Below are 26,079 nucleotides of genomic sequence, written 5' to 3'. Positions count from 1 at the left end.
CGGGCACCGCAGCGCCCGGGGCGCCGGCCCCCGCGGCACCTGGCTGGGGCGCGCCCGGCGTGGCGCCGCCAGCGGCTGCCCGGCCGGCTCCGGCCTTGCCGCCCGCCCCGCTGATCCTGCCCGCGCCGCCCAGCATCACGGTGCCGGGGCCGTTCCGCGACCGCCGCCGCAGCCTGGCGGACATGGCGAACGAGCAGCTGCGGCGCGGCAAGCCCAAGGATCCGCTGGCGGAAGGGATGGAGGGGGCCGGCCGCGACGACTGCCTGCACGGCAGCACCGGCAGCGGCACGCCCACCGTGGGCGGATTGCTGAACGCGCCCAGCGTCATCGGCCGGGCACTCACGGACAAATGCGCTCGCTGAGCGCGCCACCGCGTCCGTTCAGGCGGGCCTCAACCTACCTCGTAGACGCTCGGGTCGCAGTAGATGGACGACAAGGGCAGGCGCACGCCGGCCAGGTAGTCCTCCAGGCAGCGCAGCAGCAGCGGGCTGCGGTGCCGGTCGGCACTGGCGCGCAGCTCGTCGGCCGTCATCCAGACGGTGCGCACGATGCCTTCGTCGAGGGGCCGTTCCGGCGCGTGCGCCCCCAGTTCACCGCAGAAGGCGAACCGCAGGTAGGTGACGTCCTCGCCGTCGGACTTCTTGATGAAGCGGGAGAGATAGACGCCGACCAGGTGCGTGGGGCGGAAGTGCCACGCGGTTTCCTCCAGCGCCTCGCGCGCGCAGCCTTCGGCCGGCGATTCGCCCGGGTCCAGGTGGCCGGCGGGGTTGTTCAGGCGCAGGCCGCCCGAGGTCTCCTCCTCCACCAGCAGGAAGCGGCCGTCCCGCTCGATGATCGCCGCGACCGTGACACTGGGCCGCCATCGTTGATTCATGCGGCATTATCTTGAACCTTTGCCAGAATGGGCGTCCGCAAGACGCATCTTCCGCATCCATGCAACGACTCCTCCTCGCGTTTCCCTTGCTCCTGGCCGCTGGCGCGGCTGTCGCGCAGACCGCCGGCCTGCCGCCCATCCAGGCCCCGGCGGCCGCGGCCAACCCCTACGGACTGGGCGCGCTGTGGAGCCAGGGCGACTGGGTGGCGCGCGTCACGCTGCTGATCCTGGTGCTGATGTCGGTGGCAAGCTGGTACGTGCTCATCACCAAGCTGATCGCGCAGTCGCGCATGGGTGGCCAGGGCCGGGCGGCCAGTGCCAGCTTCTGGAAAGCCGACACCGTCCGCCAGGGCGCCGACACATTGCAGAAGGACAGCCCGTTCCGCTTCATTGCCGAGTCGGCCCTGGAGGCGGGGCGCAAGCACGACGGCCTGATCGGCCAGGTCGATCTCCACACGTGGATGGGCCAGAGCATCGAGCGCGCGGTGGGCACGGTGCACAGCCGCACGCAGGAGGGGCTGGCCGTGCTGGCCACGGTCGGGTCGACCGCGCCCTTCGTCGGTCTGTTCGGCACGGTCTGGGGCATCTACAACGCGCTGGTGCGCATCGGCGCCACCGGGCAAGCCTCCATCGACAAGGTGGCCGGGCCGGTCGGCGAGGCGCTGATCATGACGGCGATCGGCCTGGCCGTGGCGGTGCCGGCCGTGCTGGGCTACAACTGGCTGGTCCGCCGCAACAAGGTCAACATGGACGCCGTGCGGGCTTTCGGTTCGGATCTGCACACCGTGCTGCTCGCCGCGGGCACCCGGTCGGCCTGATGGCGATCCGCTACCGCGATGCGCAGCAGGGCGACGACGCCCTGATCGCCGAGATCAACACGACGCCACTGGTCGACGTGATGCTGGTGCTGCTGATCATCTTCCTCATCACCATTCCGGTGGTGAACAGCTCCATCGCGGTCACCCTGCCGCGCGAGCCGAACCGCTCGCAGGACGCGAACGCCGAGAACGTGATCATCACCGTGGATGCGCAGGGAGGCATCTACTGGTTCGAAACGCGCCTGCCCGACGCGCAGGCGCTGGGCGAGCTGCTGGGCCGCATTGCGGTGATGCGTCCCCAGCCCGAGGTGCACATCCGCGGCGACGTGCGGGCCGACTACCAGTCGGTGGGCCAGGTGGTGCTGGCGGCGCAGCAGGCCGGGATCGCCAACGTCGGCTTCCTCACCGAGCCGCCGGGGCGATGAAAGCAAGCGCATGGGCCTGAACATTCGCGCCGGCGTCGAGCCGGACCCGGAGCCGATGGTGGACATCAACACCACGCCCCTGGTCGACGTGCTGCTGGTGCTGCTGGTCATGCTCATCATCACCATCCCGATCCAGCTGCACGCGGTCAACCTCGAGATGCCGGGCCGCAACGCGCCGCCCCCGTTGACGCCGCCCCAAGTGGTGCGGCTCGATGTGAATCCCGGCCCGCAATTCGTCTGGAACGACGAGGTGCTGGCGGACCGGGCCGCGCTGGAGGCGAAGCTGCGTGATGCCGCGGGCCAGGCCGAGGTGCCCGAAATCCACGTGCGCCCGCATGCCCGGGCCAAGTACGAGGCGGTGGCGCAGGCGTTGTCCAGCGCCCAGCGCGCTGGTCTCGTGAAGATCGGCCTGGTCGGTTCTGAGCAATTCCGCTAGGGGCGCGCGCGTTCAGGCGTCGTATTCCGGCGCACCCAGCACCCACAGGAAGGACTGCAGGTCGATCATGTCCTTCGCCTTGAAACCGGGCTTGCGCGCCAGGTCACGCCGGATCACCGCCGCGAAGGTCAACAGGCTCTGGTAGCCCGCCCACGCGGGCCGGCTCTGGTAGGCCAGGTCGTAGCCATAGGCCTGGGCCGCCTTGCGGGTCACGCGGGGCTTGAAGAAGATGTGGCGGTCCGGCCGCGCGATGAAGCCGAACACGGTGGCCACCGGCCAGGTCAGCACCGGGCTGCGGCGTTGCGGCAGATCGGCCAGGGCCTCGATCCAGTCGCCGAAGCGCCGCTGCGGCGAGCCATGGCCATAGAGGAAGGCGTAGAGCTCGGTCGCGAACAGCCGGGCGCCCGCCGGCGTCTTCAAGGCGTCGCGCAGGGCCATCTTCTCGAACGAGAACAGCATGCTGGTGCGCGACTCGATGCGCACCGCGATGTCCGCGATCTGGCGGAATTCGCCGCGGGCCAGCAGCTTGCGGTATTGGGGGGCGGCCAGCTCGGCCTCCCACTCGAGACGGGCGCGTTCCTTGCCGGAACGTTCGGCCACCAGGTAGGTCTCGTCCTCGAAACCGTCCGGGTAGAACAGTTCGAAGCGGCGCCGGCAGCGGGCCGCACCGAGGTAGTTCACGTTGGAAGCCGCGGGTCCGGAAAGGGAGGAGGGGAGGAAAGCTGCTCGTGCCATGCGGCCAGTGTTCGCCGCCCGGCTGGCTCAGCCATGTGGGACGGGACGCCGCCGGCCTGTAGGCTCCAGGCGGACAGGTCGCGCGTTTAGTAACCTGGAGACATATTTGTCGTTAGTGAGGGCGCACAAACGTCATGTCCGGGCTCCCAGGTGTCCGGAACGCAGGCACAAGTACCTAAAACCTTCGTGGCACAGCCCTTGCGTCACCCCATCGCTATTCCATGCACATACACACACCGGAGAGTTTCATGAAGCGACAGCTGCAAAAGGGTTTCACCCTGATCGAATTGATGATCGTCGTGGCGATCATCGGCATTTTGGCCGCCGTGGCCCTGCCTGCTTACCAGGACTACACCAAGCGCGCCAAGATGTCGGAAGTGGTGCTGGCCGCGTCGGCCTGCCGCACGACCATCACCGAGGTGTACCAGTCGGCTTCCGTCACCTCCATCGCCGCCGGCGGCTGGGGCTGCGAGCAGACCACCCAGGCCAGCAAGTACGTCAAGAGCGTGAACACCGACGGCGTCGGCACCATCACCGTGACGGCCACCGGCTTCAACGACAGCGCCATCGACGACATGACCGTCACGCTGACCCCGTACCACGACGCCTCCGTCGTCAAGAACCCGACGACCGCCAACCACATGGGCTCCCCCGTCTACAAGTGGATCTGCGGCCCGGGCACGATGCCCGCCAAGTTCCTGCCCGGTTCCTGCCGCGGCGGTTGATGAGAGCGCCTGCGCAAGCGGGCCTCCCATGACCAGCAAAGGCCCGCTCATGCGGGCCTTTTTCATGGGGCCGCCGGTTTTGCGGCCAACCGGAGCTGCGTGATCTCCGAAGGCGCCCCCAGCCGCTTTGGCGGCCCCCAGTAGCCGGTGCCCCGGCTGACATAGACCAGCAAGCCGTCCAGCGCATGCAGCCCGGCCGTGAACGGCTGCTGCAGCCGGACGAAGAAAGACCAGGGCAGGAACTGGCCGCCGTGGGTGTGGCCCGAGAGCTGCAGGTCGAAGCCGGCCCGCGCGGCCGCCGGCGCGCTGCGAGGTTGATGGGCCAGCAAGACTTTCGTCAGCCCGGCAGGGGCGCCGCGTGCCGCCGCCACCGGATCACTGGCGTGGCGCGCATCGAAATGGCCGCCGCTGAAGTCCGTCACGCCCGCCAGCACCAACCGCGCCCCGTCATGCTCGAGCACCACATGCTCGTTGTGCAGGACCCGCACGCCCAGCCGCCGCAGCTCCGCCACCCAGCCTTCCACCCCCGAGTAGTACTCGTGGTTGCCGGTCACGAAGAAGCTGCCGTGCCGGGCCCGCAAGCGCGCGAGCGGGGCGACATGGGCCGCCAGTTCGGCCACCGATCCGTCCACCAGGTCGCCGGTGATGGCCACGATGTCGGGCTCCAGCCGGTTGACGGCGTCGACGATGGCCGCGAGATAGCGGGCCTTGATCGTCGGGCCCACGTGGATGTCGCTGATCTGCACGATCCGCAAGCCCGCCAGCGCGGGCGTCAGCTGCGGCAGTGGGACGTCCACATGGACCACCCGCGCCGTGCGCCGGGCATTGAGAAGTCCGATGGCGGTGGCGGCCAGGGCCAGCAGCGGCACCGCTTGGGCGGAAACCTGCCGCCACTGGGCCCAGGGCAGCCCGGTGAACCAGCCGTCGACCACCCAGGCCATCAGCAGCAGCGCGTCGCGCAGCAGCGTGAGCACCAGCAGCGAGGAAAAGAGGCCCATGCACAACATGCCCGCCCATGTCAGCCGGTCGGCCAGCGCGCGGCTGCGCACCCGCCGCGCCATCAAGCCCAGGGGCATGAGGATGGCCGAAGCCGCCAGCAACAGCGCCAGGGCGAGGCCGGCCGTGGGAGGCAGCGCCGGCCCCAGGCGTGAGCCGATGTAGAAGTGCAGGCCCAGCGAGACGAAGACGGCGAAGAGCATGGAGAGGGCAGACTAAAGCCAGATGCGCGGTCCCGCCGGCGGCGGCGCGTGGCAGTCTTTCATGTAAGCTTAGGTTCAGCTAATACAAGAGCGGCCACCCCCGCGAGGAGAAGCGTCCATGCAGACTGGCGTTCCCGCCGAAACGACGGCGGGCGAACCCCCTGTTGCCCCCAACCCCGAGACGAAGAAGCCCTTGCGCATCGGCGTCCCGAAAGAGACCGTGGCGCTCGAGAAGCGCGTCGCCACCGTGCCCGACGTGGTGGAAAAGCTCGTCAAGCTGGGCTTCTCGGTGGCCGTCGAGAGCGGCGCCGGCGACGCCGCCAACTTCTCGGACGAGACCTACCGCAGTGCGGGCGCCGAGATCGTCCCGACCGCCGCGGCGCTCTGGTCCACCTCCGACATCGTCTTCAAGGTGCGTCCGCCCAGCCCCGAAGAAGTGGGCCTGCTGCGGGAGGGTGCCACGCTCATCGGCTTCGTCTGGCCCGCGCAGAACCCCGAGCTGATGCAGCAGCTGGCTGCCCGCAAGGTGACCGTGCTCGCCATCGACGCCCTGCCGCGCCAGTTGTCGCGTGCGCAGAAGATGGACGCCCTGACTTCGATGGCGGGCGTCAGCGGCTACCGGGCCGTGATCGAGGCCGCCAACGCGTTCGGCCGCTTCTTCAACGGCCAGATCACCGCCGCCGGCAAGATCCCGCCGGCCAAGGTGTTCGTCGCCGGCGCCGGCGTGGCCGGGCTGGCCGCGATCGGCACGGCCGCCAACCTGGGCGCGATCGTTCGCGCCAACGACACGCGCGCCGAAGTCGCCGACCAGGTGGTTTCGCTGGGCGGTGAATTCGTCAAGGTGGACTACGAGGAAGAGGGCTCGGGCGGCGGCGGCTACGCCAAGGTCATGAGCGAGGGCTTCCAGCAGGCACAGCGCGAGATGTACGCGAAGCAGGCCAAGGAATCGGACATCATCATCACCACGGCGCTGATCCCGGGCAAGCCCGCGCCGAAGCTGATCACCGCCGAGATGGTGCAGAGCATGAAGCCGGGCAGCGTGATCGTCGACATGGCCGGCGAGCAGGGCGGCAATTGCGAACTCACCGAGCCCGGCCAGGCCGTGGTGAAGCACGGCGTCACCATCATCGGCTACACCGACCTCGTGAGCCGGCTGGCCAAGCAGTCCTCGACCCTGTACTCGAACAACCTGCTGCGCCTGGCCGAGGAGCTCTGCAAGACCAAGGACGGCGTCATCCACGTCAACATGGACGACGACGCGATCCGGGGCCTGACCGTCATCAAGGACGGGGCCATCACCTGGCCGGCGCCGCCCATCAAGATGGCCGCGGCGCCTGCCAAGCCGGCAGCGGCGGTGGCCGCGCCAAAGGCGAAGGGCCACGGCCACGGCGCCCCCAGCGAGCCGATGTCCGCGCAATCGCTGGCGATCGTGTTCGGCGTCGGCGCGCTGCTGTTCGCGTTGGTCGGCCTGTTCGCGCCGGCGAGCTTCCTGTCGCACTTCACGGTGTTCGTGCTGGCCTGCTTCATCGGCTACATGGTCGTGTGGAACGTCACGCCTTCGCTCCACACCCCGCTGATGAGTGTCACCAACGCGATCTCTTCGATCATCGCCATCGGCGCGCTGATCCAGGTCGCGCCGCCGCTGACCGGCGCGGCCGCCACCGGCCGGCCCTCCGGACTCATCCTCGGCATGGCCGTCGTCGCGCTCGCGCTCACGGCCGTCAACATGTTCGGCGGCTTCGCGGTGACGCGGCGCATGCTGGCCATGTTCCGCAAATAAGAACTCGGGATATCCGGAACATGACCGACAGCCTGGCCACCGTCTCCTACATCGGCGCCACCATCCTCTTCATCCTCAGCCTGGGCGGCCTCGCGAACCCCGAAACGGCGCGGCGCGGCAACCTGTTCGGCATGATCGGCATGGCCATTGCCGTGCTGGCCACCATCCTCGGCCCGCGCGTCACGGCCGCCGGCATCCCGTGGATCGTCGGCGCGCTCGTCGTTGGCGGGGCCATCGGCCTCATCGCCGCCAAGAAGGTGCAGATGACGCAGATGCCGGAACTCGTCGCGCTGATGCACAGCCTGGTGGGCCTCGCCGCCTGCCTGGTCGGCTTCGCGAGCTACGTCGACACGTCCACCGTGTTCGCGACGCCCGCCGAGAAGGCGATCCACGAAGTCGAGATCTACCTCGGCATCCTGATCGGCGCCGTCACGTTCTCCGGTTCCATCATCGCCTTCGGCAAGCTGTCGGGCCGCATCGGCGGCAAGCCGCTGCTGCTGCCCGGCCGCCACCTGATGAACCTGGCCGGCCTGCTGGTCGTGCTCTGGTTCGGGATCGTCTTCGTGAAGGCACCGAGCATCGACGCCGGCATGATGCCGCTCATCATCATGACGGTGATCGCGCTGCTGTTCGGCGTGCACATGGTGATGGCGATCGGTGGCGCCGACATGCCGGTGGTGGTGTCGATGCTCAACAGCTATTCGGGCTGGGCGGCGGCGGCCACGGGCTTCATGCTCAGCAACGACCTGCTGATCGTGGTCGGCGCGCTGGTCGGCTCCTCGGGCGCGATCCTCTCGTACATCATGTGCCGCGCCATGAACCGCAACTTCATCAGCGTGATCGCCGGCGGTTTCGGCACCGGTGGCGGCGCGCCCGCGGCGGCGGGTGGCGCGGCCCAGCCGGCGGGCGAGGTGTCGCCGATCAGTGCGGTGGAAACCGCCGAGCTGCTGCGCGAAGCCAAGAGCGTCATCATCGTGCCGGGCTACGGCATGGCGGTGGCGCAGGCCCAGCACACGGTCTACGAGATCACGAAGTTCCTGCGCGAGAAGGGCGTCAACGTGCGCTTCGGCATCCACCCGGTGGCTGGCCGCATGCCCGGGCACATGAACGTGCTGCTGGCCGAGGCCAAGGTGCCGTACGACATCGTGATGGAGATGGACGAGATCAACGACGACTTCCCGGCGACCGACGTCACCATGGTGATCGGTGCCAACGACATCGTGAACCCGGCGGCGCAGGACGACCCCACGAGCCCTATCGCGGGCATGCCGGTGCTGGAAGTCTGGAAGGCGAAGACCTCCATCGTCATGAAGCGCAGCATGGCCTCCGGCTATGCCGGCGTCGACAACCCGCTGTTCTACAAGGAGAACAACCGGATGCTGTTCGGCGACGCCAAGAAAATGCTCGACGAAGTGCAGGCGGCGCTGAAGGCCTGAGCCGCCGTCGAGGCGGCCTAGAGCCGCCACTCTGGAATCCCATAGGGAAAACCGGGGGAAACCCGAGGGGGGACCCGGCCGACAATCCGGCAGCCCGACCATTGGATGGAGAACACAAGATGAACGCCGTACTCAACGCCGACCGCCCCTGGCTCAAGTCCTATTCCCCTGGCGTTCCCGCCGACATCGACCCCGGCCAGTACGCCTCGCTGGTGCAGTTGATGGAGGAAAGCTTCCAGAAGTACGCCGCGCGCCCGGCCTACTCTTTCATGGGCAAGGAAGTCAGTTACGGCCAGACCGATTCGCTCAGCCGCGCGCTGGCCGCCTACCTGCAGGGCCTGGGCCTGGCCAAGGGCGACCGCGTCGCCATCATGATGCCCAACTGCCCGCAGTATCCGGTGGCCGTCGCCGCCATCCTGCGGGCCGGCTTCGTGATCGTCAACGTGAACCCGCTGTACACGCCGCGCGAGCTCGAGCACCAGCTGAAGGACTCGGGGTCGAAGGCCATCGTCATCATCGAGAACTTCGCCAACACTTTGCAGCAGTGCATCGCCAACACGCCGGTCAAGCACGTGGTGCTGGCCGCCATGGGCGACCTGCTGGGCATGGTGAAGGGCGGCATCGTCAACTACGTCGTGCGCAACGTGAAGAAGATGGTGCCCGCGTACAACCTGCCGGGCGCCGTGAAGTTCAACGACGCGATCGCGAAGGGCACCCGCGGCACGCTGAAGAAGCCCGAGATCAAGTCCGACGACGTCGCGGTGCTGCAGTACACCGGCGGCACCACCGGCGTCTCGAAGGGCGCCGTGCTCCTGCACCGCAACATCATCGCCAACCTGCTGCAGTCGGAGGCTTTCAACCAGCCGGTGATGGACAAGGTGCCGGCCAACGAGCAGCCCACCAGCGTTTGCGCGCTGCCGCTGTATCACATCTTCGCGTTCACGGTCGGCATGATGCTGTCGATGCGGGTGGGCGGCAAGCTGATCCTCATCCCCAACCCGCGCGACCTGCCGGCCGTCCTGAAGACCCTGTCGAAGGAAACCTTCCACAGCTTCCCGGCGGTCAACACGCTGTTCAACGGCCTGGCGAACCACCCCGACTTCAACACGGTCAATTGGAAGAACCTCAAGGTTTCCCTGGGCGGCGGCATGGCGGTGCAGGGCGCCGTGGCCAAGCTGTGGCTCGACAAGACAGGCTGCGCGATCTGCGAGGGCTACGGCCTGTCGGAGACGTCGCCGTCGGCCAGCTGCAACCCGACCACCAGCACCGAGTTCACCGGCACCATCGGCGTGCCCTTGCCCAACACCTACTTCAAGCTGCTCGACGACGACGGCAACGAAGTGCCCATGGGCACGCCGGGCGAGATCGCCATCAAGGGCCCGCAGGTGATGGCCGGCTACTGGCAGCGCCCCGACGAGACCGCCAAGGTCATGACGCCGGACGGCTTCTTCAAGACCGGCGACATCGGCACGGTCGACGAGAAGGGCTTCTACAAGATCGTCGACCGCAAGAAGGACATGGTGCTGGTCTCCGGCTTCAACGTCTACCCGAACGAAGTCGAGGACGTCGTCGCCAAGCTCGAAGGCGTGATGGAGTGCGCCGTGGTCGGCGTGGCCGACGAGAAGACCGGTGAAGCGGTGAAGCTGGTGGTCGTCAAGAAAGACCAGGGCCTGACCGAAGAGAAGATCCGCGAGTACTGCAAGGCCAATCTCACGGGTTACAAGCAGCCGAAGGTGATCGAGTTCCGCACCGACCTGCCGAAGACGCCGGTCGGCAAGATCCTGCGGCGCGAGTTGCGGGACAAGAAGTGACAACGGCCGGCTACGCCGGCCCCGCGAACTGCGCGCGGAACGTCGGCAAGCCGACGCCCGCCGCATCGAAGCCGCCATCCACGGCCAGCACCTGCCCGGTGATGTAGCTGGCGGCGCTGCCCGCCAGGAAGCCCACGGCAGCCGCGATCTCCTCCTCCAGCCCGTAACGCGCCAGCGGCACGGACGCGTGATAGTCGGCGCGGATCTCCGCCGTGTGCACCTGCTTCGCCATCGCGGTCTCCACGGGGCCGGGCGCGATGGCATTGCTGCGGATACCGAAGCTCGCCAGCTCGACCGCCTGCTGCTTCGTCAGGTGGATCAACGCCGCCTTGCTCGTCCCGTAGGCCACGCGCAGGGTGCTGGCCCGCAGGCCGGAGATGGACGCGATGTTCACGATGCTGCCGGCGCCGCTGGCGCGCAGCAGCGGCAGGAAAGCCTGGGCGCAGAGGAACGGCCCGTCCAGGTTGGTGGCCATCACCCGTCGCCAGTCTTCGAAGCTCGTGCCGCTGATGGGCTCGAAGATCGCAACACCCGCGTTGTTGACCAGCGCATCGGTCCGGCCGAAGCGCTCGCGGACTTTTTCCGCCGCGTCTTGCACCTGGGCCGGCAGCGATACGTCGCAATGCAACGCGAGCACGCGTTCACTGTGGTCGGTTGCGAGCAGACCGGCCGCCGCGTCGAGGCGGGGCGCATCGACGTCGATCAGGGCCACGCGATGGCCGTGCGCGAGAAACCAGCGGGCAATGGCCAGTCCGATGCCGCGCGCGGCGCCGGTGACGACTGCGACAGGAGCGTGGGTGCTTGCGTTCATGCGTTCATTGTCGCGGCACAATCCGCCCATGTCCCCCATCGCCATCGTCTCCGCCATGCACGAGGAGCTGTCCGCCGTGCTGGCCCTCATGCCCGACGAGACGATGCAGACCGTTGCCGGCCGCGACTTCTATGCCGGCCACCTGCATGGCCAGGAGGTCGTGGCGGTCCTGTCGCGCATCGGCAAGGTGGCTGCTGCGACGACCGCGACGGTGCTCATCGAGCGCTTTCAGGTCGAGCGCGTGCTGTTCACCGGCGTCGCTGGCGGCCTGGCGCCTGGGGTGAAGGTCGGCGACGTGGTGGTGGCCGACAGCTTCGTCCAGCATGATCTCGATGCCTCGCCGATCTTTCCGCGTTACGAGGTGCCGCTCTACGGCATGAGCCGCTTCCCGACCTCCGCGACGCTCAGCGACAAGCTGGCCGAGGCGGCCCGCCGGGCACTGCCAGGGGCCACGCTGCATCGCGGCCTGGTCGCCAGTGGCGACCGTTTCGTGGCGAGCGCGGCCGAGAGCCGCGTTTTGCAGGCCGCCTTGCCCGATGCGCTGGCGGTGGAGATGGAGGGCGCGGCCTTTGCCCAGGTGTGCCACGACTACGGCGTGGCGTTCGCGGCCGTGCGCACTGTCTCCGACCGGGCCGACGACGAAGCCCATGGGGACTTCCTGCGCTTCATCGAAGAAGTGGCGAGCCGCCATTCGGCCGCCATCGTCGAGGCTTTTCTGCGCGGCTGAGGCGCAGGCGGCGCGCTACTTGCGCTCCAGCAGCCAGGTGGCGCCCAGCGTCCAGTTCGACACGCCGGGGCCGGTGAGACGGTGCGCGCGGCTCAGGTCGACGCTCCAGTTTTCGCCCGCCAGCCAGCGCGCCCCCACGCGAGCGAAGTGCGTCTGCGACTCCTTGTAGCGCTCCGCCACCAGCGACCAGCCGGAGATGCCGGTCCACTCCGCGGACACACCGTAGCGGTTCTCGTCATCGCCCCGGTGCACGAAGTCGCGCCCCGCGTTCAGGTGCAGCGCCACGTTCTCGTGCGCCACCCAGGTGGCCAGGCCGGCCAACGTGGCGCCCTGGTAGCGCGGCCGCGCATGCGCGGCCCAGACGGGTGAGAGCGCGAGGCCGACACTGAAGCCTTTGGCGACTTCCTGCGCCCACTTGGCCTGCAGCCCCCATGCCGACTCGGAACCGGCGCCGCGCGGGCGCGCGTGTTCGCCGGCGACGCCGAGCTCCAGCGGGCCGACCCGGCAGCCGGCGCCGGCATGGAACACGCGCTCACCGCCGCGCGCGCGCGTGAACCAGCCCTCCAGCTCGCATTGGCCCGGCTCCAGGATGGCGGCGTCGTCCACCGCGTGGTGGCCGCCGGCGGCAAAAACAGGACTGCAACCGATGACGAAGCTGAATCCGACTGCTGAGCCGGCACGTAAGATCGTGGCAAACATCGATTTTCTTTCTTCGCCTGAGGGAGCTCCCTTGATTGTCCGTCGCTTTGGTGCGTTCAGCGTCACCCTGTCCCTTGGCCTTGTCGTCCCGCTGCAACCCGCATCGGCCCAGACATCAGGGGAGTTGAAGCCGGTCACCATCCAGAGCACGCGGGAGGACCTGCAAGGCAGCGCCACCAGCGCCAGCGAAGGCGTCGTCACCTCGAAGCAATTGCGCACCCGTCCCGTCCTGCGCGCGGGCGACATCATGGAGGCGGTCCCAGGACTGGTTGCCACGCAGCATGCGGGCGAAGGCAAGGCCAACCAGTACTTCATGCGCGGCTTCAACCTGGACCACGGTACGGACCTGGCGACTTTCGTCGATGGCGTTCCCATCAACTTCCCGACGCACGGCCATGGCCAGGGCTACACCGACCTGTACTTCCTGATCCCCGAACTGGTCGATTCGGTGCAGTACCGCAAAGGCCCCTACTACGCGCAGGAAGGCGATTTCGCCACCGCGGGCAGCGTCCGCATCCGCACGCTGCGCAAGCTCGAGCAGCCGTTCGGCCTGCTGGAGATCGGCCGCTTCGGCTACCGGCGCATCCTGGCGGCCGGCTCCGTCGTGGCCGGCGGGGGCGATCTGCTGTTCGCCGCCGAACGCGGCGGCGACGACGGCCCCTGGACCGTGTCGCAGGACCTGCGCAAGACCAACCTCACCGCCAAGTACTCGCTGGGCACGCCCGACAACGGCCTGGTGCTGGGCGCCACCCACTACGAGGCTTCGTGGATCTCCACCGACCAGGTACCCAAGCGCGCGATCGACAACGGGACCATCGGCCGCTTCGACACGCTCGACCCCACCGCCGGCGGCCGGACCCGGCGCACGGGAATCAATGGGGAATGGACACGCTCGGAGGGCGGTGTGCAGACAGCCGTTTCCGCCTACGCGCTGCGCTACAGCTTCGACCTGTTCTCCAACTTCAGTTACTACACCCGGGGCTGCGACGCCGACCCGCTGCCGGCCGCATGCAACGGCAACGTTGCACTGGACCAGTTCGAGCAGGTGGACCGCCGCAACGTCTTCGGGCTGGGCGCGCGCCAGAGCCGGCCGCTGAAGCTGGGCGGGCTGGATGGCCAGCTGAGCTTCGGTGCCGACCTGAGGCGCGACAACGTCGGTGAGGTCGGCCTCTACGACACCTTCCAGCGCGCGCGCACCTCCACCGTCCGCAGCGACGAAGTCCAGCTCACGGCCCTGGGCCTCTGGGGCCAGGCCGAGTTGCAGCTCACGCCGCAGTGGCAGGCGATCGCGGGCCTGCGCTGGGACCAGCGGGACATCGACGTCACGAGCTCCGTCGCCGCGAACAGCGGCTCGACCCGGGCGTCGCGCGCCAGCCCAAAGGCTTCGCTGATCTACAGCCCGTCGGACCGGCTGGACCTTTATGCGAACTGGGGCCGCGGCTTCCACAGCAACGACGCGCGCGGCACCGTCATCCGCGTGGATCCGCGCGACGGCGTGACGCCGGTCGAGCGCGCCACGCCGCTCGCGCCCGCCACGGGCTACGAGATCGGCGCGCGCCAGAAGTGGGGCACGACGCTCACCACGACGGCGGCGCTGTGGGCGCTCGACCTGGATTCCGAGCTGCTGTTCGTGGGCGACGCCGGCACGACGGAAGCGTCCCGGCCGTCCCGGCGCCGGGGGATCGAACTGACGGCGAACTGGCGACCCGCGCCGGCCTGGGAAGTCGACGCGGACCTGTCGCTGACGCGCGCGCGTTTCGGCGACAGCGATCCGGCGGGCGACCGCATTCCCGGCGCGATGGAACGGGTGGCGACGCTGGGAATCACTTACGTGTCCGGTCCCTGGACGGTGGGGGCGCGCGTGCGCCACTTCGGCGCGCATCCCCTGATCGAGGACAACTCGATCCGCGGCGAGGCCAGCACGCTGGTCAACACGCGCGTTTCCTACCGCTTCAGCCGCGCGGTGGAACTGTCGCTGGATGTCTTCAACCTGTTCGACCGGCGGGCCAGCGACGTGCAGTACGCCTATGCATCGCGGCTGCCCGGCGAGCCCGCGTTCGCGGACGGCGTGACACCGGCGTCGGTGCACCTGCACCCCTCGATGCCGCGCACGGTGCGCGTGGGCGTGAAGGTGAGCTTCTAACCAACCATCCGTTCCAGCCCTTTCCCTAATGCGGGCCGAAGGTGCCTGCGGGCGCCTGGATGAAGGTCGACAACGCGCGGCAGGTCTTGGGGTTCCACGGCGGGGAGCGGTTGCAGGCCTCGCGAACGTGCTCTTGCGTGCGGCCGGTGATGGTGGGTGCAAGAACGCTGGCGAAAATTCTGGCGCGCTCCACGCCCTGGACCGTATCGGTCGTGGTGTCTTCGCTGAAGCGCATCGCCTCGCCAACGGCAATTTCCAGCAAGTTCTTGCGGTACACGCCCTCGCCCTCTTCGTACCGGGTGTCGGCGCCGCGCTCGACATACAGGCTCACGAGTTCCGGCGCCTTGCACATGTGCAGGATCGGCCGATCGCGGTACGTCGCGTTGAGGTTCACCTTGCGCGAATCCAGCAGCAACGCGACGGCGGCGCGGCGGCGGGCCAGTTCCCCTGACGCGGGCGAGTAGATGAAGTCGCAGGCGTTGAAGAGGACATACGGCGGAATATCGGGCTTCACCCCCAAGGGCGAGCCGGTCAGGAAGCGCACCACTTCCAGGTTGCCGGCGCGGATGGCGGCCGGCAGCAGCGGACCGGGCGCGCACACTTCATCCTCGCTGCTCAAGCCGCTGAACATCAGGCCCTGCAGCCACCTCTCCCGCCAGCGCTGCTTCGCGAGGCCGGAGGCAAAGTGTTTGAGCGACTGAAGCAAGCTCACCTCCTTGGCTTTCGCGTCCAGCCATGTGGTGATCTCGCGCTGAACGTCCGCCGGCGTGCCCGACGTGGCTGCCTTGCCCATCGGCCTTTCGAGCCAGTCGCCGCAACCCCCTCCGATCGCGTGCGCGGCAGAGGTCATCGAGGCGGCCACAGCGATGGCCAGGGCGAGCTTCATCACGGGGGCCATAGTGTCAACGCCGCGCCTGGTGGTGGAGGTACAGGGCGCGCACCAGCGGGACCAGAGCCCAAACCGGCGCCGCGAAGATCACGATCCAGACGAGCGTCAAGAACGTCTCGGCGCCACCGGAAAGCAGGGCTGAGAGCAGCGCAAGCGCGAAGACGACAACGAAGACGATTCCCCCGACCAGCAATCGCACGACAACCGACCCGACCGCGCCAGCGATGGATGGCAGCTCGCCGCCTGGCGCGGTCGCGCTGCCGGAGGGCCGCGGCGTGCTGGCGGTGCGTGTCCGAGCGCGCTTGGGGGCAGGAAAGCGGAGCGTGAACCGCCAGTAGACCGCCGGGGGAATCGCGATCGTACCGACGATGCCGGCCACGAGCACCCACTCCGACAGGTTGAACGACGCCGAGGGCTTCTCGCTGCGGACCAGCAGGTTCACCGCCAGGCCAATCAGCAAGACGAACGCAATGACGCCGGCAACGCTGGCCGAGGCCCAGCGGATTCTCTGCTGCCGTGTGCCGCCCTTGCTGAGCAGGATGAGGAAAACGGGAATGGCAACGATCAACAGGAGAGTCAGCGACACCACGTCTTTGGCTTTCTCATGGAGACGACCAGTGCGATGACCAGGCCCACGAACCCGGCGGCATACAGCGCCAGGAAGCCGAGAATCGCGAAGGGGTTGAAGGGCAGTGGTGCTGCCGCTTGGCACGCGCCGTCGTCAGCGCAACGCTGCCCGCCACCAGCCGCGTCCGGCCGAAGATTTCAACGGTCCCCGCCATCAAGCCATTCCTGAAAATGCATACTTTGGGCTGATTCTAGCGCGGGTCTTCGGGAACGAAGATCGCCTGCGGCAGCAGGACGTCGTGGACCACCAGGCGATTGCGCCGGCGGTCCAGGCGCAGCGTCCAGACCGACTCGCCGGCCGGGAGTTCGGCCGGCAGGTCCCCCGCAAGTGAAACTCCAACAGCCGGGTCGTGCCGGCTGCGAGATGCACCGGCGCGACGGCATCCAGCCAGATCTCGCCCGAACGAGCCGGCAGGCGTGCCTCGAGCATCCCAGCGCCGATCCAGGCGGATCCGTAGTAGCGATCGACGGCAAACTCCAGGCTCCCCGTGAGCGTCGCGCTCCCTGCGATGCCCGTCACCAGCAGCGCGCCCAGCAGGCCGAAGATCAGCCCGAGAAGGCCCGCACGAACAGGTCGCCTGCGTGCGAGAGCTGCGGCACGTCGACGCGGCGGCTAGCGCAGCCAGCCGCGCTTGCGGAAGTACCACATCGGAACCAGCGCCGAGGCCACCATCAGCCCCAGCGCGAACGGATAGCCGGACGCCCAGTCGAGCTCCGGCATGAACTTGAAATTCATGCCGTAGATGCTGGCGATCAGCGTGGGCGGCAGCAGCGCGACGCTGGCCACCGAGAAGATCTTGATGATCTTGTTCTGGTTGATGTTGATGAAGCCGACGGTGGCGTCCATCAGGAAGTTGATCTTGTCGAACAGGAAGGCCGTGTGGTTGTCGAGCGATTCGATGTCGCGCAGGATGCCCCGCGCCTCCTCGAATTGGTCGGCGTTCAGCATGCGGCTGCGCATCATGAAACTCACCGCCCGCCGCGTGTCCATCACGTTGCGGCGGATGCGGCCGTTCAGGTCTTCCTGCCGTGCGATGTCGGCCAGCACCTCGCCCGCCAGCGTGTCCGTCACCTCGCCGGACAGCACCTGCTTGCTGACCTTCTCCAGCTCGTCGTAGATGCCTTCCAGCGTGTCGGCGGAATACTCCGCGTCGGCGTCGAACAGCTTCAGCAGGACCTCCTTCGCATCCTCGATCAGCCCGGGCGCCCGGCGCGCGCGCAAGCGGAGCAGGCGGAACACGGGGACGTCCTCGTCGTGGATGGAGAACAGCACGCCGTGGCTCTTCAGCGTCTGGTTCACCAGGTTCAGGATGAAGGCCACGCGCACGGTGCGCGGCTCGTCGTCGCCGGCGATCAGGAAGTCGCTGCGGATGTGCAGGTCGCCGTTGTCTTCCTCGTAGAAACGCGCCGACTCCTCGATGTCCTCGTCCATCGCGTCTTCGGGAATGGAGAGGCCGTAGTACTGCTTGACCCAGCGCTTCTCTTCCGGCGTCGGCGACTCCAGGTCCACCCAGATCGGCTGGAACCGCGACAGCTCCTCCAGCGACTCGATTTCCTCCTGGAAGAGGCGGCCGTTGGCGAGGGTGAAGATGTTCAGCATGGCAGTCGGGCGCGATTATGCCGCCCGGCCATGACTTCAGCTGGAGAAGAACGCCATCAATTCGTCCTTGCGCGCATACGCGTCCTGCTCGCCCAGCTTCACCAGGGCCTGCACGAACTGCTGCTCGAACAGCAGGTAGCTGGCCAGCGAGCCGCCGCCGCCCCGCAGCGCGCCCAGGCCGCCGAGGGCCCGCCGCAAGGTGGTGGGCAGCAGGTGGATGTGCTTGGCGGCCACGGCGTCGAGCGACTGCGTGGGCTGGATCGCCAGCACCTCGATCGCGCGATACGGCATCACGGCGGCCACTTCACGCGGCAGCTGCTGCAACGTGCGGGCGATGCGCTGGGTCTGTTCCACGTCGGCCTGCAGCGTGTCGTGGAACACGCTGGCCATGGCATGGCCGGCGATGCCACCCATGGTCGGCGCGCGCGCGCCGACGCCGGCGCTGGTGGCCGTGTCGTCGCCGCCCATGCCGGAACGCTGCGGCTGCCCGACACCGACCACCAGGACCTTGTGCGCTCCCAGGTGCACCGCGGGCGACAGCGGCGACACCTGGCGCATGGAGCCGTCGCCGAAATACTCGCGCCGGCCGTCCACCCACAGCGGGGTCGCGGGAAACAGGAAGGGAATGGCGCTGGAGGCCACCAGGTGTTCGATGGTCAGCGGCTGGAATTCGGCGCGCCGGCCAGGGCGCTGCCAGGCCTCGTGCTTGCGGTCGTTGCCGGTGTGGCAGAAGGTCCAGTGGACGCCCGTGCTGTAGCTGGACGCGGTGACCGCCACGGCGTCGATGGCGCCGGCCTGGAAGGCTTCTTCGATGCCGCCCAGCGAGATCGCGTGGTGCAGCGTGTCCACCAACGGCATGTTGTCCAGGATCGCGCCCTGCTTGCGCGCCTGCCCCCACAGCTTGACGGCGGCCAGCAGCCGGCTGAAGCGCACCCAGCTCGGCACGCCCTCCATGCGGTAGACGTGGTCCGAGTCGATCCGGCTCCAGAACTGGCTCAGCAGTTCGAAGGAACCCAGGCCGGCGGCCGCGGTGCTGGCCAGGTAAGCCACGTTGAGCGCGCCGGCCGACGTGCCCACCAGCACCTGGAAAGGGAAGCGGCCGGGCCGGTCGGGCTGGATCTTCAGCATGGCGCCGACCGCCTGCAATACGCCGACCTGGTAGGCCGTGCGGGCCCCGCCGCCCATGAGGACCAGCGCATGGACGAGGCGGTCCGGGCGGGTGAGGCCGGCGTGGATGATGGTTCCGAGGCTCATGAAGGCCTGCCCATGGTAGAGCTTGCCGGGCCGGTGGCAACTAGCAACTGCCCGCTCCCGGCCCGATCGAGCTCGGCTGTGGGGTTCGCAGGACAAGTCCTACATGGCTGGGCCAGAACGTCCGACAGAACGGCCGAGAAGCGCCCCCTACATTGACTGGACCGGAGGCGAGGCCCCCGGGAGAGCAAGCCTTGAAGGAGCCGAGATGATCCAGCTAGCGACCGACCCGAACGCCAGCCGCCTGAACTGGCGGCCCGCCGCGGCCGAAGCCAAGACGGACAGCCCGCTGGCCCGCAAGGGCCGCACCGGCCACGCGTGGCCCTTCATCAGCCGCCAGGCCGACCGCCCCGCCACCGCGCAGCCCGCCAAGCGCACCCCCAGCAGCCACGGCAGCTGAGCACCGAACAGGAGCCGACCATGTACAAAGAACCCAAGTCCACCAACCGCTACAACGACACGCCCCGCGACAAGCCGCAGGCCGAGCGCGTGGAGCACGCCAACCTCGAGCGCCCCGGCGCGCAGGCCCACCCCCGGGCTGGCGGCTGGAACCGGCTCGACGCCGCGGCTGCCTGGCGCCTGCGCTGACGCCCTGGCGCCGTCGCGCCCGGAAAGCGGCCCTGCGGGGCCGCTTTTTATTTGGGGCGGCGTCCAGGCCCGTGGGCCTGCGCGGCCCCACACCGGCCGGCGTTTTGCTTTTTCTGTTGCAATGCCCGCTTGACTCCCGCTCCCACGCTGACACCGCGCCGTGAACTGTGGCTGCTGATGACCCTGGCCGGCATCCAGTTCACCCACATCCTCGACTTCATGATCATGATGCCGCTGGGGCCCCAGTTCCGGGCCCTGTTCGGCATCAGCGACGCCCAGTTCGGCTTGCTGGTGAGTGCGTACACGCTCGCCGCCGGGGCCTCGGGGCTGCTCGCCTCGACCTACGTCGACCGCTTCGGCCGCAAGAAGCTGCTGCTCACGCTCTACGTGCTGTTCGGGGTGGCCACGCTGGCCTGCGGACTGGCGCCCAGCTATGTGCTGCTGATGGCGGCACGGGTGGCCGCCGGCCTGTTCGGCGGCGTGCTGTCCGCGCTGTGCCAGACCATCGTGGCCGACACGATCCCGTTCGAACGCCGCGGCCGCGCCATGAGCGTGGTGATGACCTCGTTCTCGGTTTCCACCGTCGCCGGCGTGCCTCTCGGCCTGTTCCTGGCGGCGCATTTCAGCTGGCATGCGCCGTTCTTCGGGATCGCCGCGCTGAGCGGCGTGCTGGTCGTGATGGCGGCCCTGACCATGCCGCGGCTCGACCACCACCTGCAAGGGGTGCGGCCTTCCACCTGGAGCGGCCTGTCGCAGGTGCTGGCGGACCGCAACCACCAGAAGGCCTTCGCACTCACCGCGCTCATGATGTCGGCCGGGTTCACCGTGGTGCCCTACATCACCCTCTACATGACCGCCAACGCCGGCCTGCGGGCGGAAGACATCCCCTACATCTACCTGTGCGGGGGCGTCGTGACGCTCTTCAGCGCGCGCTGGTTCGGCCGCGCGACGGACCGCCTGGGCAAGGTGCGCACCTTCCGCTGGCTGGCGCTGGGGGCCGTCGTTCCCATGGTGGGCGTGACGCTGGTCGGCGGGCTGCCGCTGGCGGCGATCCTGGTGGTCACCACGCTGATGTTCATGTTCATGAGCGGCCGGATGATCCCCGGCATGGCGATCATCACCTCGGCGGCCGAGCCGCGGCTGCGCGGCACCTTCATGACGCTCAACGCGTCCGTGCAGGCTGCGGGCATGGGCATCGCGGCCTTCGTGGGCGGCCAGTTGATCAGCCGCGACCCGCAGGGACTGGTGCGCAACTATTGGCAAGCCGCGCTGGTCGGCGCTTTGGCGAGCTGCGCGGCCGTCTGGCTGGCGCCTCGCCTCACCCTCCATGGTGCCACCGCCGCGCCGGCAAAAAGCTGAGCCACATCAAGCACTTGCGCGGTGCTTTCAATTTGCTGCATCGCATGAGCGGAATTCGATTGCTTTTCAGGGGGGGCGGGGGCATAGTGGATCGACGACACGGTTTTTCCTTCTCCGGGCGTCATCCTGGCGCCCACTTCCCACCCGAGTGCAACAGGAGGCTCCATGAACCTGACGATCAGCGGTCACCATCTCGAAGTTACCCCGGCTCTGCGCAACTACGTGACCACCAAGCTCGATCGAATCACCCGCCACTTTGACCAGGTCGTCGACATCAAGGTCCTGTTGACCGTCGAAAAGCAAAAGGAGAAGGAACGAAGGCAGCGCGCCGAATGCAAGATCCACGTGAAGGGGAACGACATGTTCGCCGAGAGTTCCCACGAGGACCTGTACGCCGCGCTCGACGAACTCGTCGACAAGCTGGACCGCCAGGTCGGCCGGCACAAGACCCGCCTGCAGGACCACCACTGCGCTTCCCCCAAACGCCTCATGTGAAGCACGGGTAAAAGGCACCAGACAGAGGCCCCATCCGGGGCCTTTTTCATGCCCGTTGTCCTCCTGTGGCGCGGGAGGCACGTTTTGTTGCAGTGCACCGTCCCAGGTGCATAATCGCCCCCAGCCACCGCCATGAATCGCCTCGCGTCCATTTTGCCGTCCACCCAGGTCCTGGTGGGCGTCGATGCCACCAGCAAGAAGCGCGCATTCGAAGAGGCCGGCCTGCTGTTCGAGAACCTCCACGGCCTCTCCCGCGCCCTGATCACCGACAGCCTGTTCGCGCGCGAAAGGCTGGGTTCGACCGGCCTGGGCCATGGCGTCGCCATTCCGCACGGCCGCATCAAGGGCCTGAAGGCGCCGATGGCTGCGCTGTTCCAACTCGCGCACCCCATCGGCTTCGACGCGCCCGACGAACAGGCGGTGAACCTCCTGATCTTCCTGCTGGTGCCCGAGGCGGCGACTCAGAAGCACCTGGAGATCCTGTCCGAGATCGCCGAGCTGCTGAGCGATGCGCCCCTGCGCGACAAGATCAAAGCGAGCCCGACCGCCGCCGACCTGCACCAGCTGATCGCCAGCTGGCAGTCGGCTCAACCCGCCTGAGCACAGCCCCGGCGCCCAGGCTTGAAACCCACCGTCGTCAGCGCCGACGTCCTGTTCGAAGACCACCGGGCGCAGCTCAAGTGGGAATGGGTCGCCGGGCTGGGCGCCTCCGAACGCCGCTTCGACGAGGTGGCGGTGCGGGCGGCGCGCTCCGGCGCCGACCTGGTCGGCTACCTGAACTACATCCACCCGTACCGCGTGCAGATCCTGGGGGTGCGCGAGGTGGCTTACCTTTCCAACGCCACGGCCGAGGACTGCGCGCGCCGCATCTCCCGCATCGTCACGCTGGAGCCACCGGTGCTGGTGCTCACCGACAGCCAGGTCGCGCCGGACGCGCTGCTGTCGATGTGCGAGCGGGCGCAGATCCCCATGTTCGCCACGCAGGAGCCCTCGGCCTTCGTGATCGACGTGCTGCGCGCCTACCTGTCCAAGCATTTCGCCGAACGCACGTCGATGCATGGCGTGTTCATGGACATCCTGGGCCTGGGCGTGCTGATCACGGGTGAATCCGGGCTGGGCAAGAGCGAGCTGGGGCTGGAACTCATCACCCGCGGCAACGGACTGGTGGCCGACGACGCGGTGGACCTCTATCGCGTCAACCAGACCACCATCGAAGGCCGCTGCCCCGAGCTGCTGCAGAACCTCCTGGAGGTGCGCGGCATCGGCCTGCTGGACATCCGCGCCATCTTCGGCGAGACGGCGGTGCGCCGGAAGATGCGGCTGCGCCTGATCGTGCACCTGGTGCGCCGCGAGACGATGGAGCGCGAATACGAACGCCTGCCCTACGAGCCGCTCACCCAGGACGTGCTGGGCGTGCCGGTGCGCAAGGCGGTGATCCCGGTCGTGGCCGGCCGCAACATCGCCGTGCTGGTCGAGGCGGCGGTGCGCAACACCATCCTGCAACTGCGAGGCGTCGACACTTACCAGGAATTCGTCGAGCGGCACCGCCGGGCGATGGAGCAAGGCGGGTAGAGAACGCGTTGTTGCTGGGGTGGGGGGGGGGGGGGGGCGCGCCCCCCCCCCCCCCCCCACCCCCGCAACACCGGCTAGCGTTTCGATGCGCAGTTCGCGCAGAGTCCGTACAGCGACATCGCATGGTCCTGCAGGATCCAGCCCTTGGCCTTGGAGACGATCTGCTGGCGCTTCTCGATCTCGGCGTCGTAGAACTCCTCGACGCGCCCGCACGAGGTGCAGACCAGGTGGTCGTGGTGGGTGCCTTCGTTGAGTTCGTAGACGGCCTTGCCGCTGTCGAAATGGCTGCGCGACAGGATGCCGGCCTGCTCGAACTGGGTGAGAACCCGGTAGACGGTGGCCAGGCCGATGTCGGAGCGCTCCTCCAGCAGCACGCGGAAGACATCTTCGGCCGTCATGTGGCGCTGCGTCCCGCGGTGGAACACATCGAGGATTTTCATCCGCGGCAGCGTCGCCTTCAGGCCCGTGCTCTTGAGTTCGTCCAGATTGGTCATGGCTACAATGCGCCGATCATATCGCCAGCCCTTCCCCATGCATTTCCCGCCTGATCGCACGCCGCGAATCGCCCTGGCCGCCGCCGCGGCGCTGGTCCTGGCCGGCTGCGGCTCCTTCAACATGAAGGAGCGGGTGACCGGCCTGTTCTCGCCTTACAAGATCGAGATCGTGCAGGGCAATTTCGTCTCGCGCGAGCAGGTCGAGGCCCTCAAGCCCGGCATGTCGCGCCAGCAGGTGCGTGACATCCTGGGCACGCCGCTGGTGACCAGCCTGTTCCATGCCGACCGCTGGGACTACGTCTTCACCCTGAAGCGCCAGGGCGTCGAGCCGCAGCAGCGCAAGCTGACGGTGTTCTTCAAGGGCGACGCCATGGACCGCGCCCAGGGCGACACCATGCCCAGCGAAGCCGAATTCGTCGCCACGCTCGACAACAAGCGCAAGACCGGCGCCATCCCGCCCATGGAAGCCAGCGAGGACAAGCTGCGCGAGTTCAGCGGCAAGTCGGGGGCGGCATCCACCCCCATGCCGGCGACGCCGCCGACCGCTCCGGCCGCCAGTTACCCACCGCTCGAACCGCCGGCGCGTTGAGCCGTCCATGGCCAAGTCTCCGGAAACCCTGAAGAAGGTGGCGGTGGCCGGTGCGACGCAGCCGCCTCCCGCCGCGGCCTCCCAGCACCGGATCGCCGTCGCCGGCGCCTCCGGCCGCATGGGGCACATGCTGATCGAGGCCATCCGCCATGCCGACGACTGCCTGCTGGCCGGCGCGCTCGACATCGCGTCCAGCCCCAGCATCGGCAATGACGCGGCGGCCTTTCTCGGCCACGCGAGCGGGGTGCCGGTGTCGGCCGATCTGCGCACCGGCCTGGCCCGGGCGCAGGTGCTGATCGACTTCACGCGGCCCGACGGCACGATGGCGCACCTGAAGGCCTGCCGCGAACTCGGGGTGAAGGCCGTGATCGGCACCACCGGTTTGAGCGATGCGCAAAAAGCGCAGATCGCCGACCTGGCGCGCGACATGGCCATCGTGATGGCGCCCAACATGAGCGTGGGTGTCAACGTCACACTGAAGCTGCTGGAAATGGCGGCCCAGGCGCTGGCCACCGGCTACGACATCGAGATCATCGAGGCGCACCACCGGCACAAGGTGGACGCGCCCTCGGGAACGGCGCTGAAGATGGGCGAGGTGATCGCCGCGGCCATCGGGCGCGACCTGAAGCAATGCGCGGTCTACGCGCGCGAGGGCATCACCGGCGAGCGCGACCCCTCCACCATCGGTTTTTCGGCCATCCGCGGCGGCGACATCGTCGGCGACCACACCGTGCTGTTCGCCGGCACCGGCGAGCGCATCGAGATCACGCACAAGTCATCCAACCGCACGTCCTATGCGCAGGGCGCCCTGCGCGCGGTGCGGTTCCTGGCGGACAAGAAGACGGGGCTGTACGACATGTTCGACGTCCTGAACCTGCGCAACTCATGAGCCTCTGGGCGCTGCTGAGCCAGGGCGACTTCGTCACCCAGGGCGTGGCGCTCCTCCTGCTGGCGATGTCGGTCGCGAGCTGGGTGGTGATCCTCTGGAAAGCGCGCCTGCTGCACCGGGCCAGTGGCGACGTCGCCCGCAGCACCGCGGCTTTCTGGCAATCCGCATCGTTGCAAGAGGCGACACAGAAGGTCGGCGCGTTCGACCGTGAAGCCCTGGTGCTGCCGCTGATCGCCGCCACCCAGGTGCAGGCGCCGGGCTCGCTGGCCGCTTCCGGTGACAAGTCGCAGCAACTCACCCGCGTCCTGCGCGACGCCTTGCACCGCGTGCTGGACAAGCTGCAGTTCGGCCAGGTGCTGCTGGCCACCGTGGGCTCGACCGCCCCGTTCGTCGGCCTGCTGGGCACCGTCTGGGGCATCTACCACGCGCTCACCGGCATCGCCACCGCGGGCCAGATCACCATCGACAAGGTGTCGGGCCCGGTGGGCGAGGCGCTCATCATGACGGCCGCCGGCTTGGCCGTGGCCATCCCCGCCGTGCTGGGCTACAACATCTTCGGCCGGCTGATCGGCCGCATCGAGGCCGACCTGGAGGGCTTCGCGCGCGACCTGCGCGAGCTGCTGACCCACGGAACGGCGCCCGCCGGCGGCAGCTGACCATGGCTTTCGGCCGCCTCGAACGCACCCAGCTGCCACAGCCGATGAGCGAGATCAACGTCACGCCCCTGGTGGACGTGATGCTGGTCCTGGTGGTCATCTTCATCATCACCGCGCCGCTGCTGACCAGCGCCATCCGCCTGGAGCTGCCCAAGGCCGAGGGCGGCCAGGCCGGCGACGCGCCCCGCTTCGTCACGCTGGCGCTCGACAAGGCGGGCGGGCTGTTCCTGAACGACAAGCCGGTCACGCCGGCCCAGCTGAAAGAGCAGCTGACGGCCACTGCCAAGCGCAATCCCGACACCGAAGTCCAGCTGCGCGCCGACCAGGCCGTGCCCTACGGCCGCGTGGTGGAGGTGATGGGCGCGGCGCACGCGGCGGGGCTCACGCGCATCGGTTTCGTGGCGGAGCCGCTGGGGAAATAGCCCGCCGGCCAGGGAAGGCGGCCCCGCCG

At 68.4% G+C, this 26,079-nt stretch carries 30 protein-coding genes; 20 read left to right on the top strand and 10 right to left on the bottom strand.

Features of this window, described 5'->3' with window-relative positions:
• The coding region (locus FN976_RS28120; RefSeq protein ID WP_186511261.1) for a hypothetical protein at positions 1-362 on the top strand (362 nt) is incomplete at its 5' end.
• A gap of 29 nt (positions 363-391) precedes the next feature.
• Here FN976_RS28120 and FN976_RS28115 read toward each other — a convergent pair.
• Positions 392-874 carry an NUDIX hydrolase gene (locus FN976_RS28115; RefSeq protein WP_145897306.1) on the bottom strand — a complete coding sequence of 161 codons (483 nt, stop codon included), beginning with the start codon at positions 872-874 and terminating at the stop codon, positions 392-394.
• A gap of 59 nt (positions 875-933) precedes the next feature.
• Here FN976_RS28115 and FN976_RS28110 point away from each other — a divergent pair, with 59 nt between their 5' ends.
• The 3 genes from FN976_RS28110 to FN976_RS28100 are packed head-to-tail and all read left to right on the top strand — an operon-like array spanning position 934 to position 2,553.
• Positions 934-1,692: a MotA/TolQ/ExbB proton channel family protein gene (locus FN976_RS28110; protein WP_145897304.1), complete on the top strand. Its 759-nt coding sequence runs from the start codon at positions 934-936 to the stop codon at positions 1,690-1,692.
• Entirely contained in the window at positions 1,692-2,117 is a 426-nt protein-coding gene (locus FN976_RS28105) for an ExbD/TolR family protein (RefSeq protein ID WP_145897302.1), read from the top strand. Before FN976_RS28110 ends, FN976_RS28105 begins: the two co-directional genes overlap by 1 nt.
• Positions 2,118-2,127: 10 nt before the next feature.
• Complete coding sequence (locus FN976_RS28100; protein WP_145897300.1) at positions 2,128-2,553, top strand: ExbD/TolR family protein; 426 nt, start codon at positions 2,128-2,130, stop codon at positions 2,551-2,553.
• Positions 2,554-2,565: 12 nt separating this feature from the next.
• Here FN976_RS28100 and FN976_RS28095 read toward each other — a convergent pair whose 3' ends face one another.
• Positions 2,566-3,288 (bottom strand): hypothetical protein, encoded by a 723-nt coding sequence (locus tag FN976_RS28095; protein ID WP_145897298.1) that lies wholly within the window; start codon positions 3,286-3,288, stop codon positions 2,566-2,568.
• Positions 3,289-3,536: 248 nt separating this feature from the next.
• Here FN976_RS28095 and FN976_RS28090 point away from each other — a divergent pair, with 248 nt between their 5' ends.
• Positions 3,537-4,013, top strand: a complete 477-nt coding sequence (locus FN976_RS28090; RefSeq protein ID WP_145897296.1) for a pilin — start codon at positions 3,537-3,539, stop codon at positions 4,011-4,013.
• A 62-nt stretch (positions 4,014-4,075) separates the two neighbouring features.
• On the opposite strand, the gene FN976_RS28085 is transcribed toward FN976_RS28090, so the two are convergent.
• Entirely contained in the window at positions 4,076-5,212 is a 1,137-nt protein-coding gene (locus FN976_RS28085) for a metallophosphoesterase (protein ID WP_145897294.1), read from the bottom strand.
• A gap of 118 nt (positions 5,213-5,330) precedes the next feature.
• On the opposite strand from FN976_RS28085, the gene FN976_RS28080 reads away from it, so the two are divergent.
• From FN976_RS28080 to FN976_RS28070, 3 genes are all read left to right on the top strand, one after another.
• On the top strand, positions 5,331-6,992 hold the full coding sequence (locus FN976_RS28080) for a Re/Si-specific NAD(P)(+) transhydrogenase subunit alpha (protein WP_145897292.1): 1,662 nt from the start codon (positions 5,331-5,333) through the stop codon (positions 6,990-6,992).
• 20 nt (positions 6,993-7,012) lie between these two features.
• Positions 7,013-8,428: a Re/Si-specific NAD(P)(+) transhydrogenase subunit beta gene (pntB, locus tag FN976_RS28075; RefSeq protein WP_145897290.1), complete on the top strand. Its 1,416-nt coding sequence runs from the start codon at positions 7,013-7,015 to the stop codon at positions 8,426-8,428.
• 119 nt (positions 8,429-8,547) lie between these two features.
• Positions 8,548-10,239, top strand: coding sequence for a long-chain-fatty-acid--CoA ligase (locus tag FN976_RS28070; protein WP_145897288.1), 1,692 nt, complete (start codon positions 8,548-8,550; stop codon positions 10,237-10,239).
• 10 nt (positions 10,240-10,249) lie between these two features.
• Here FN976_RS28070 and FN976_RS28065 read toward each other — a convergent pair whose 3' ends face one another.
• Complete coding sequence (locus FN976_RS28065; RefSeq protein WP_145897286.1) at positions 10,250-11,050, bottom strand: SDR family NAD(P)-dependent oxidoreductase; 801 nt, start codon at positions 11,048-11,050, stop codon at positions 10,250-10,252.
• Between the two features lie 28 nt (positions 11,051-11,078).
• Between FN976_RS28065 and FN976_RS28060 the strand changes: the two genes are divergently transcribed.
• Positions 11,079-11,777: a 5'-methylthioadenosine/adenosylhomocysteine nucleosidase gene (locus FN976_RS28060; RefSeq protein ID WP_145897284.1), complete on the top strand. Its 699-nt coding sequence runs from the start codon at positions 11,079-11,081 to the stop codon at positions 11,775-11,777.
• A gap of 15 nt (positions 11,778-11,792) precedes the next feature.
• Here the strand turns inward: FN976_RS28060 and FN976_RS28055 are convergent, their stop codons facing one another.
• Positions 11,793-12,476 (bottom strand): PA4824 family protein, encoded by a 684-nt coding sequence (locus tag FN976_RS28055; RefSeq protein WP_145897282.1) that lies wholly within the window; start codon positions 12,474-12,476, stop codon positions 11,793-11,795.
• A gap of 31 nt (positions 12,477-12,507) precedes the next feature.
• Here FN976_RS28055 and FN976_RS28050 point away from each other — a divergent pair, with 31 nt between their 5' ends.
• Entirely contained in the window at positions 12,508-14,619 is a 2,112-nt protein-coding gene (locus tag FN976_RS28050; RefSeq protein ID WP_222432899.1) for a TonB-dependent receptor, read from the top strand.
• Positions 14,620-14,644: 25 nt separating this feature from the next.
• Here FN976_RS28050 and FN976_RS28045 read toward each other — a convergent pair whose 3' ends face one another.
• The 4 genes from FN976_RS28045 to FN976_RS28030 all read right to left on the bottom strand — a co-directional run bounded on the left by FN976_RS28045 (position 14,645) and on the right by FN976_RS28030 (position 18,989).
• On the bottom strand, positions 14,645-15,505 hold the full coding sequence (locus FN976_RS28045; RefSeq protein WP_145897278.1) for a hypothetical protein: 861 nt from the start codon (positions 15,503-15,505) through the stop codon (positions 14,645-14,647).
• A 16-nt stretch (positions 15,506-15,521) separates the two neighbouring features.
• A complete protein-coding gene (locus FN976_RS28040) occupies positions 15,522-16,097 on the bottom strand; it encodes a hypothetical protein (RefSeq protein ID WP_145897276.1) in 576 nt (191 codons plus the stop codon).
• A gap of 651 nt (positions 16,098-16,748) precedes the next feature.
• Positions 16,749-17,735, bottom strand: a complete 987-nt coding sequence (gene corA, locus FN976_RS28035) for a magnesium/cobalt transporter CorA (protein WP_145897274.1) — start codon at positions 17,733-17,735, stop codon at positions 16,749-16,751.
• Between the two features lie 36 nt (positions 17,736-17,771).
• Positions 17,772-18,989, bottom strand: coding sequence for a patatin-like phospholipase family protein (locus FN976_RS28030; RefSeq protein WP_145897272.1), 1,218 nt, complete (start codon positions 18,987-18,989; stop codon positions 17,772-17,774).
• A gap of 205 nt (positions 18,990-19,194) precedes the next feature.
• Here FN976_RS28030 and FN976_RS28025 point away from each other — a divergent pair, with 205 nt between their 5' ends.
• The 6 genes from FN976_RS28025 (at position 19,195) to hprK (ending at position 23,000) form a co-directional block, all read left to right on the top strand.
• Complete coding sequence (locus FN976_RS28025) at positions 19,195-19,386, top strand: hypothetical protein (RefSeq protein ID WP_145897270.1); 192 nt, start codon at positions 19,195-19,197, stop codon at positions 19,384-19,386.
• A gap of 20 nt (positions 19,387-19,406) precedes the next feature.
• Positions 19,407-19,574, top strand: coding sequence for a hypothetical protein (locus FN976_RS29075; RefSeq protein ID WP_186511258.1), 168 nt, complete (start codon positions 19,407-19,409; stop codon positions 19,572-19,574).
• Positions 19,575-19,703: 129 nt separating this feature from the next.
• Positions 19,704-20,933, top strand: coding sequence for an MFS transporter (locus tag FN976_RS28020; protein WP_432417897.1), 1,230 nt, complete (start codon positions 19,704-19,706; stop codon positions 20,931-20,933).
• Positions 20,934-21,098: 165 nt separating this feature from the next.
• Complete coding sequence (gene hpf, locus FN976_RS28015) at positions 21,099-21,428, top strand: ribosome hibernation-promoting factor, HPF/YfiA family (protein ID WP_145897268.1); 330 nt, start codon at positions 21,099-21,101, stop codon at positions 21,426-21,428.
• 132 nt (positions 21,429-21,560) lie between these two features.
• Positions 21,561-22,028, top strand: coding sequence for a PTS sugar transporter subunit IIA (locus FN976_RS28010; protein WP_145897266.1), 468 nt, complete (start codon positions 21,561-21,563; stop codon positions 22,026-22,028).
• A 21-nt stretch (positions 22,029-22,049) separates the two neighbouring features.
• Positions 22,050-23,000 (top strand): HPr(Ser) kinase/phosphatase, encoded by a 951-nt coding sequence (gene hprK, locus FN976_RS28005; RefSeq protein WP_145897264.1) that lies wholly within the window; start codon positions 22,050-22,052, stop codon positions 22,998-23,000.
• A 74-nt stretch (positions 23,001-23,074) separates the two neighbouring features.
• Here hprK and fur read toward each other — a convergent pair whose 3' ends face one another.
• Complete coding sequence (fur, locus tag FN976_RS28000; protein WP_145897262.1) at positions 23,075-23,494, bottom strand: ferric iron uptake transcriptional regulator; 420 nt, start codon at positions 23,492-23,494, stop codon at positions 23,075-23,077.
• Between the two features lie 37 nt (positions 23,495-23,531).
• Between fur and FN976_RS27995 the strand changes: the two genes are divergently transcribed.
• The 4 genes from FN976_RS27995 to FN976_RS27980 are packed head-to-tail and all read left to right on the top strand — an operon-like array spanning position 23,532 to position 26,050.
• Positions 23,532-24,083: an outer membrane protein assembly factor BamE gene (locus tag FN976_RS27995; protein WP_145897260.1), complete on the top strand. Its 552-nt coding sequence runs from the start codon at positions 23,532-23,534 to the stop codon at positions 24,081-24,083.
• 7 nt (positions 24,084-24,090) lie between these two features.
• Positions 24,091-24,972, top strand: coding sequence for a 4-hydroxy-tetrahydrodipicolinate reductase (dapB, locus tag FN976_RS27990; RefSeq protein ID WP_145897258.1), 882 nt, complete (start codon positions 24,091-24,093; stop codon positions 24,970-24,972).
• Positions 24,969-25,628 carry a MotA/TolQ/ExbB proton channel family protein gene (locus FN976_RS27985; RefSeq protein ID WP_145897256.1) on the top strand — a complete coding sequence of 220 codons (660 nt, stop codon included), beginning with the start codon at positions 24,969-24,971 and terminating at the stop codon, positions 25,626-25,628. Before dapB ends, FN976_RS27985 begins: the two co-directional genes overlap by 4 nt.
• A 2-nt stretch (positions 25,629-25,630) precedes the next feature.
• Positions 25,631-26,050: an ExbD/TolR family protein gene (locus tag FN976_RS27980; protein ID WP_145897254.1), complete on the top strand. Its 420-nt coding sequence runs from the start codon at positions 25,631-25,633 to the stop codon at positions 26,048-26,050.
• Positions 26,051-26,079: the final 29 nt, after the last annotated feature.

Origin of the sequence: Caenimonas sedimenti (assembly GCF_007833165.1) — a bacterium.
GTDB classification, from domain to species: Bacteria; Pseudomonadota; Gammaproteobacteria; order Burkholderiales; family Burkholderiaceae_C; genus Ramlibacter; species Ramlibacter sedimenti.
This window is presented reverse-complemented; position numbering and strand designations above follow the sequence as displayed.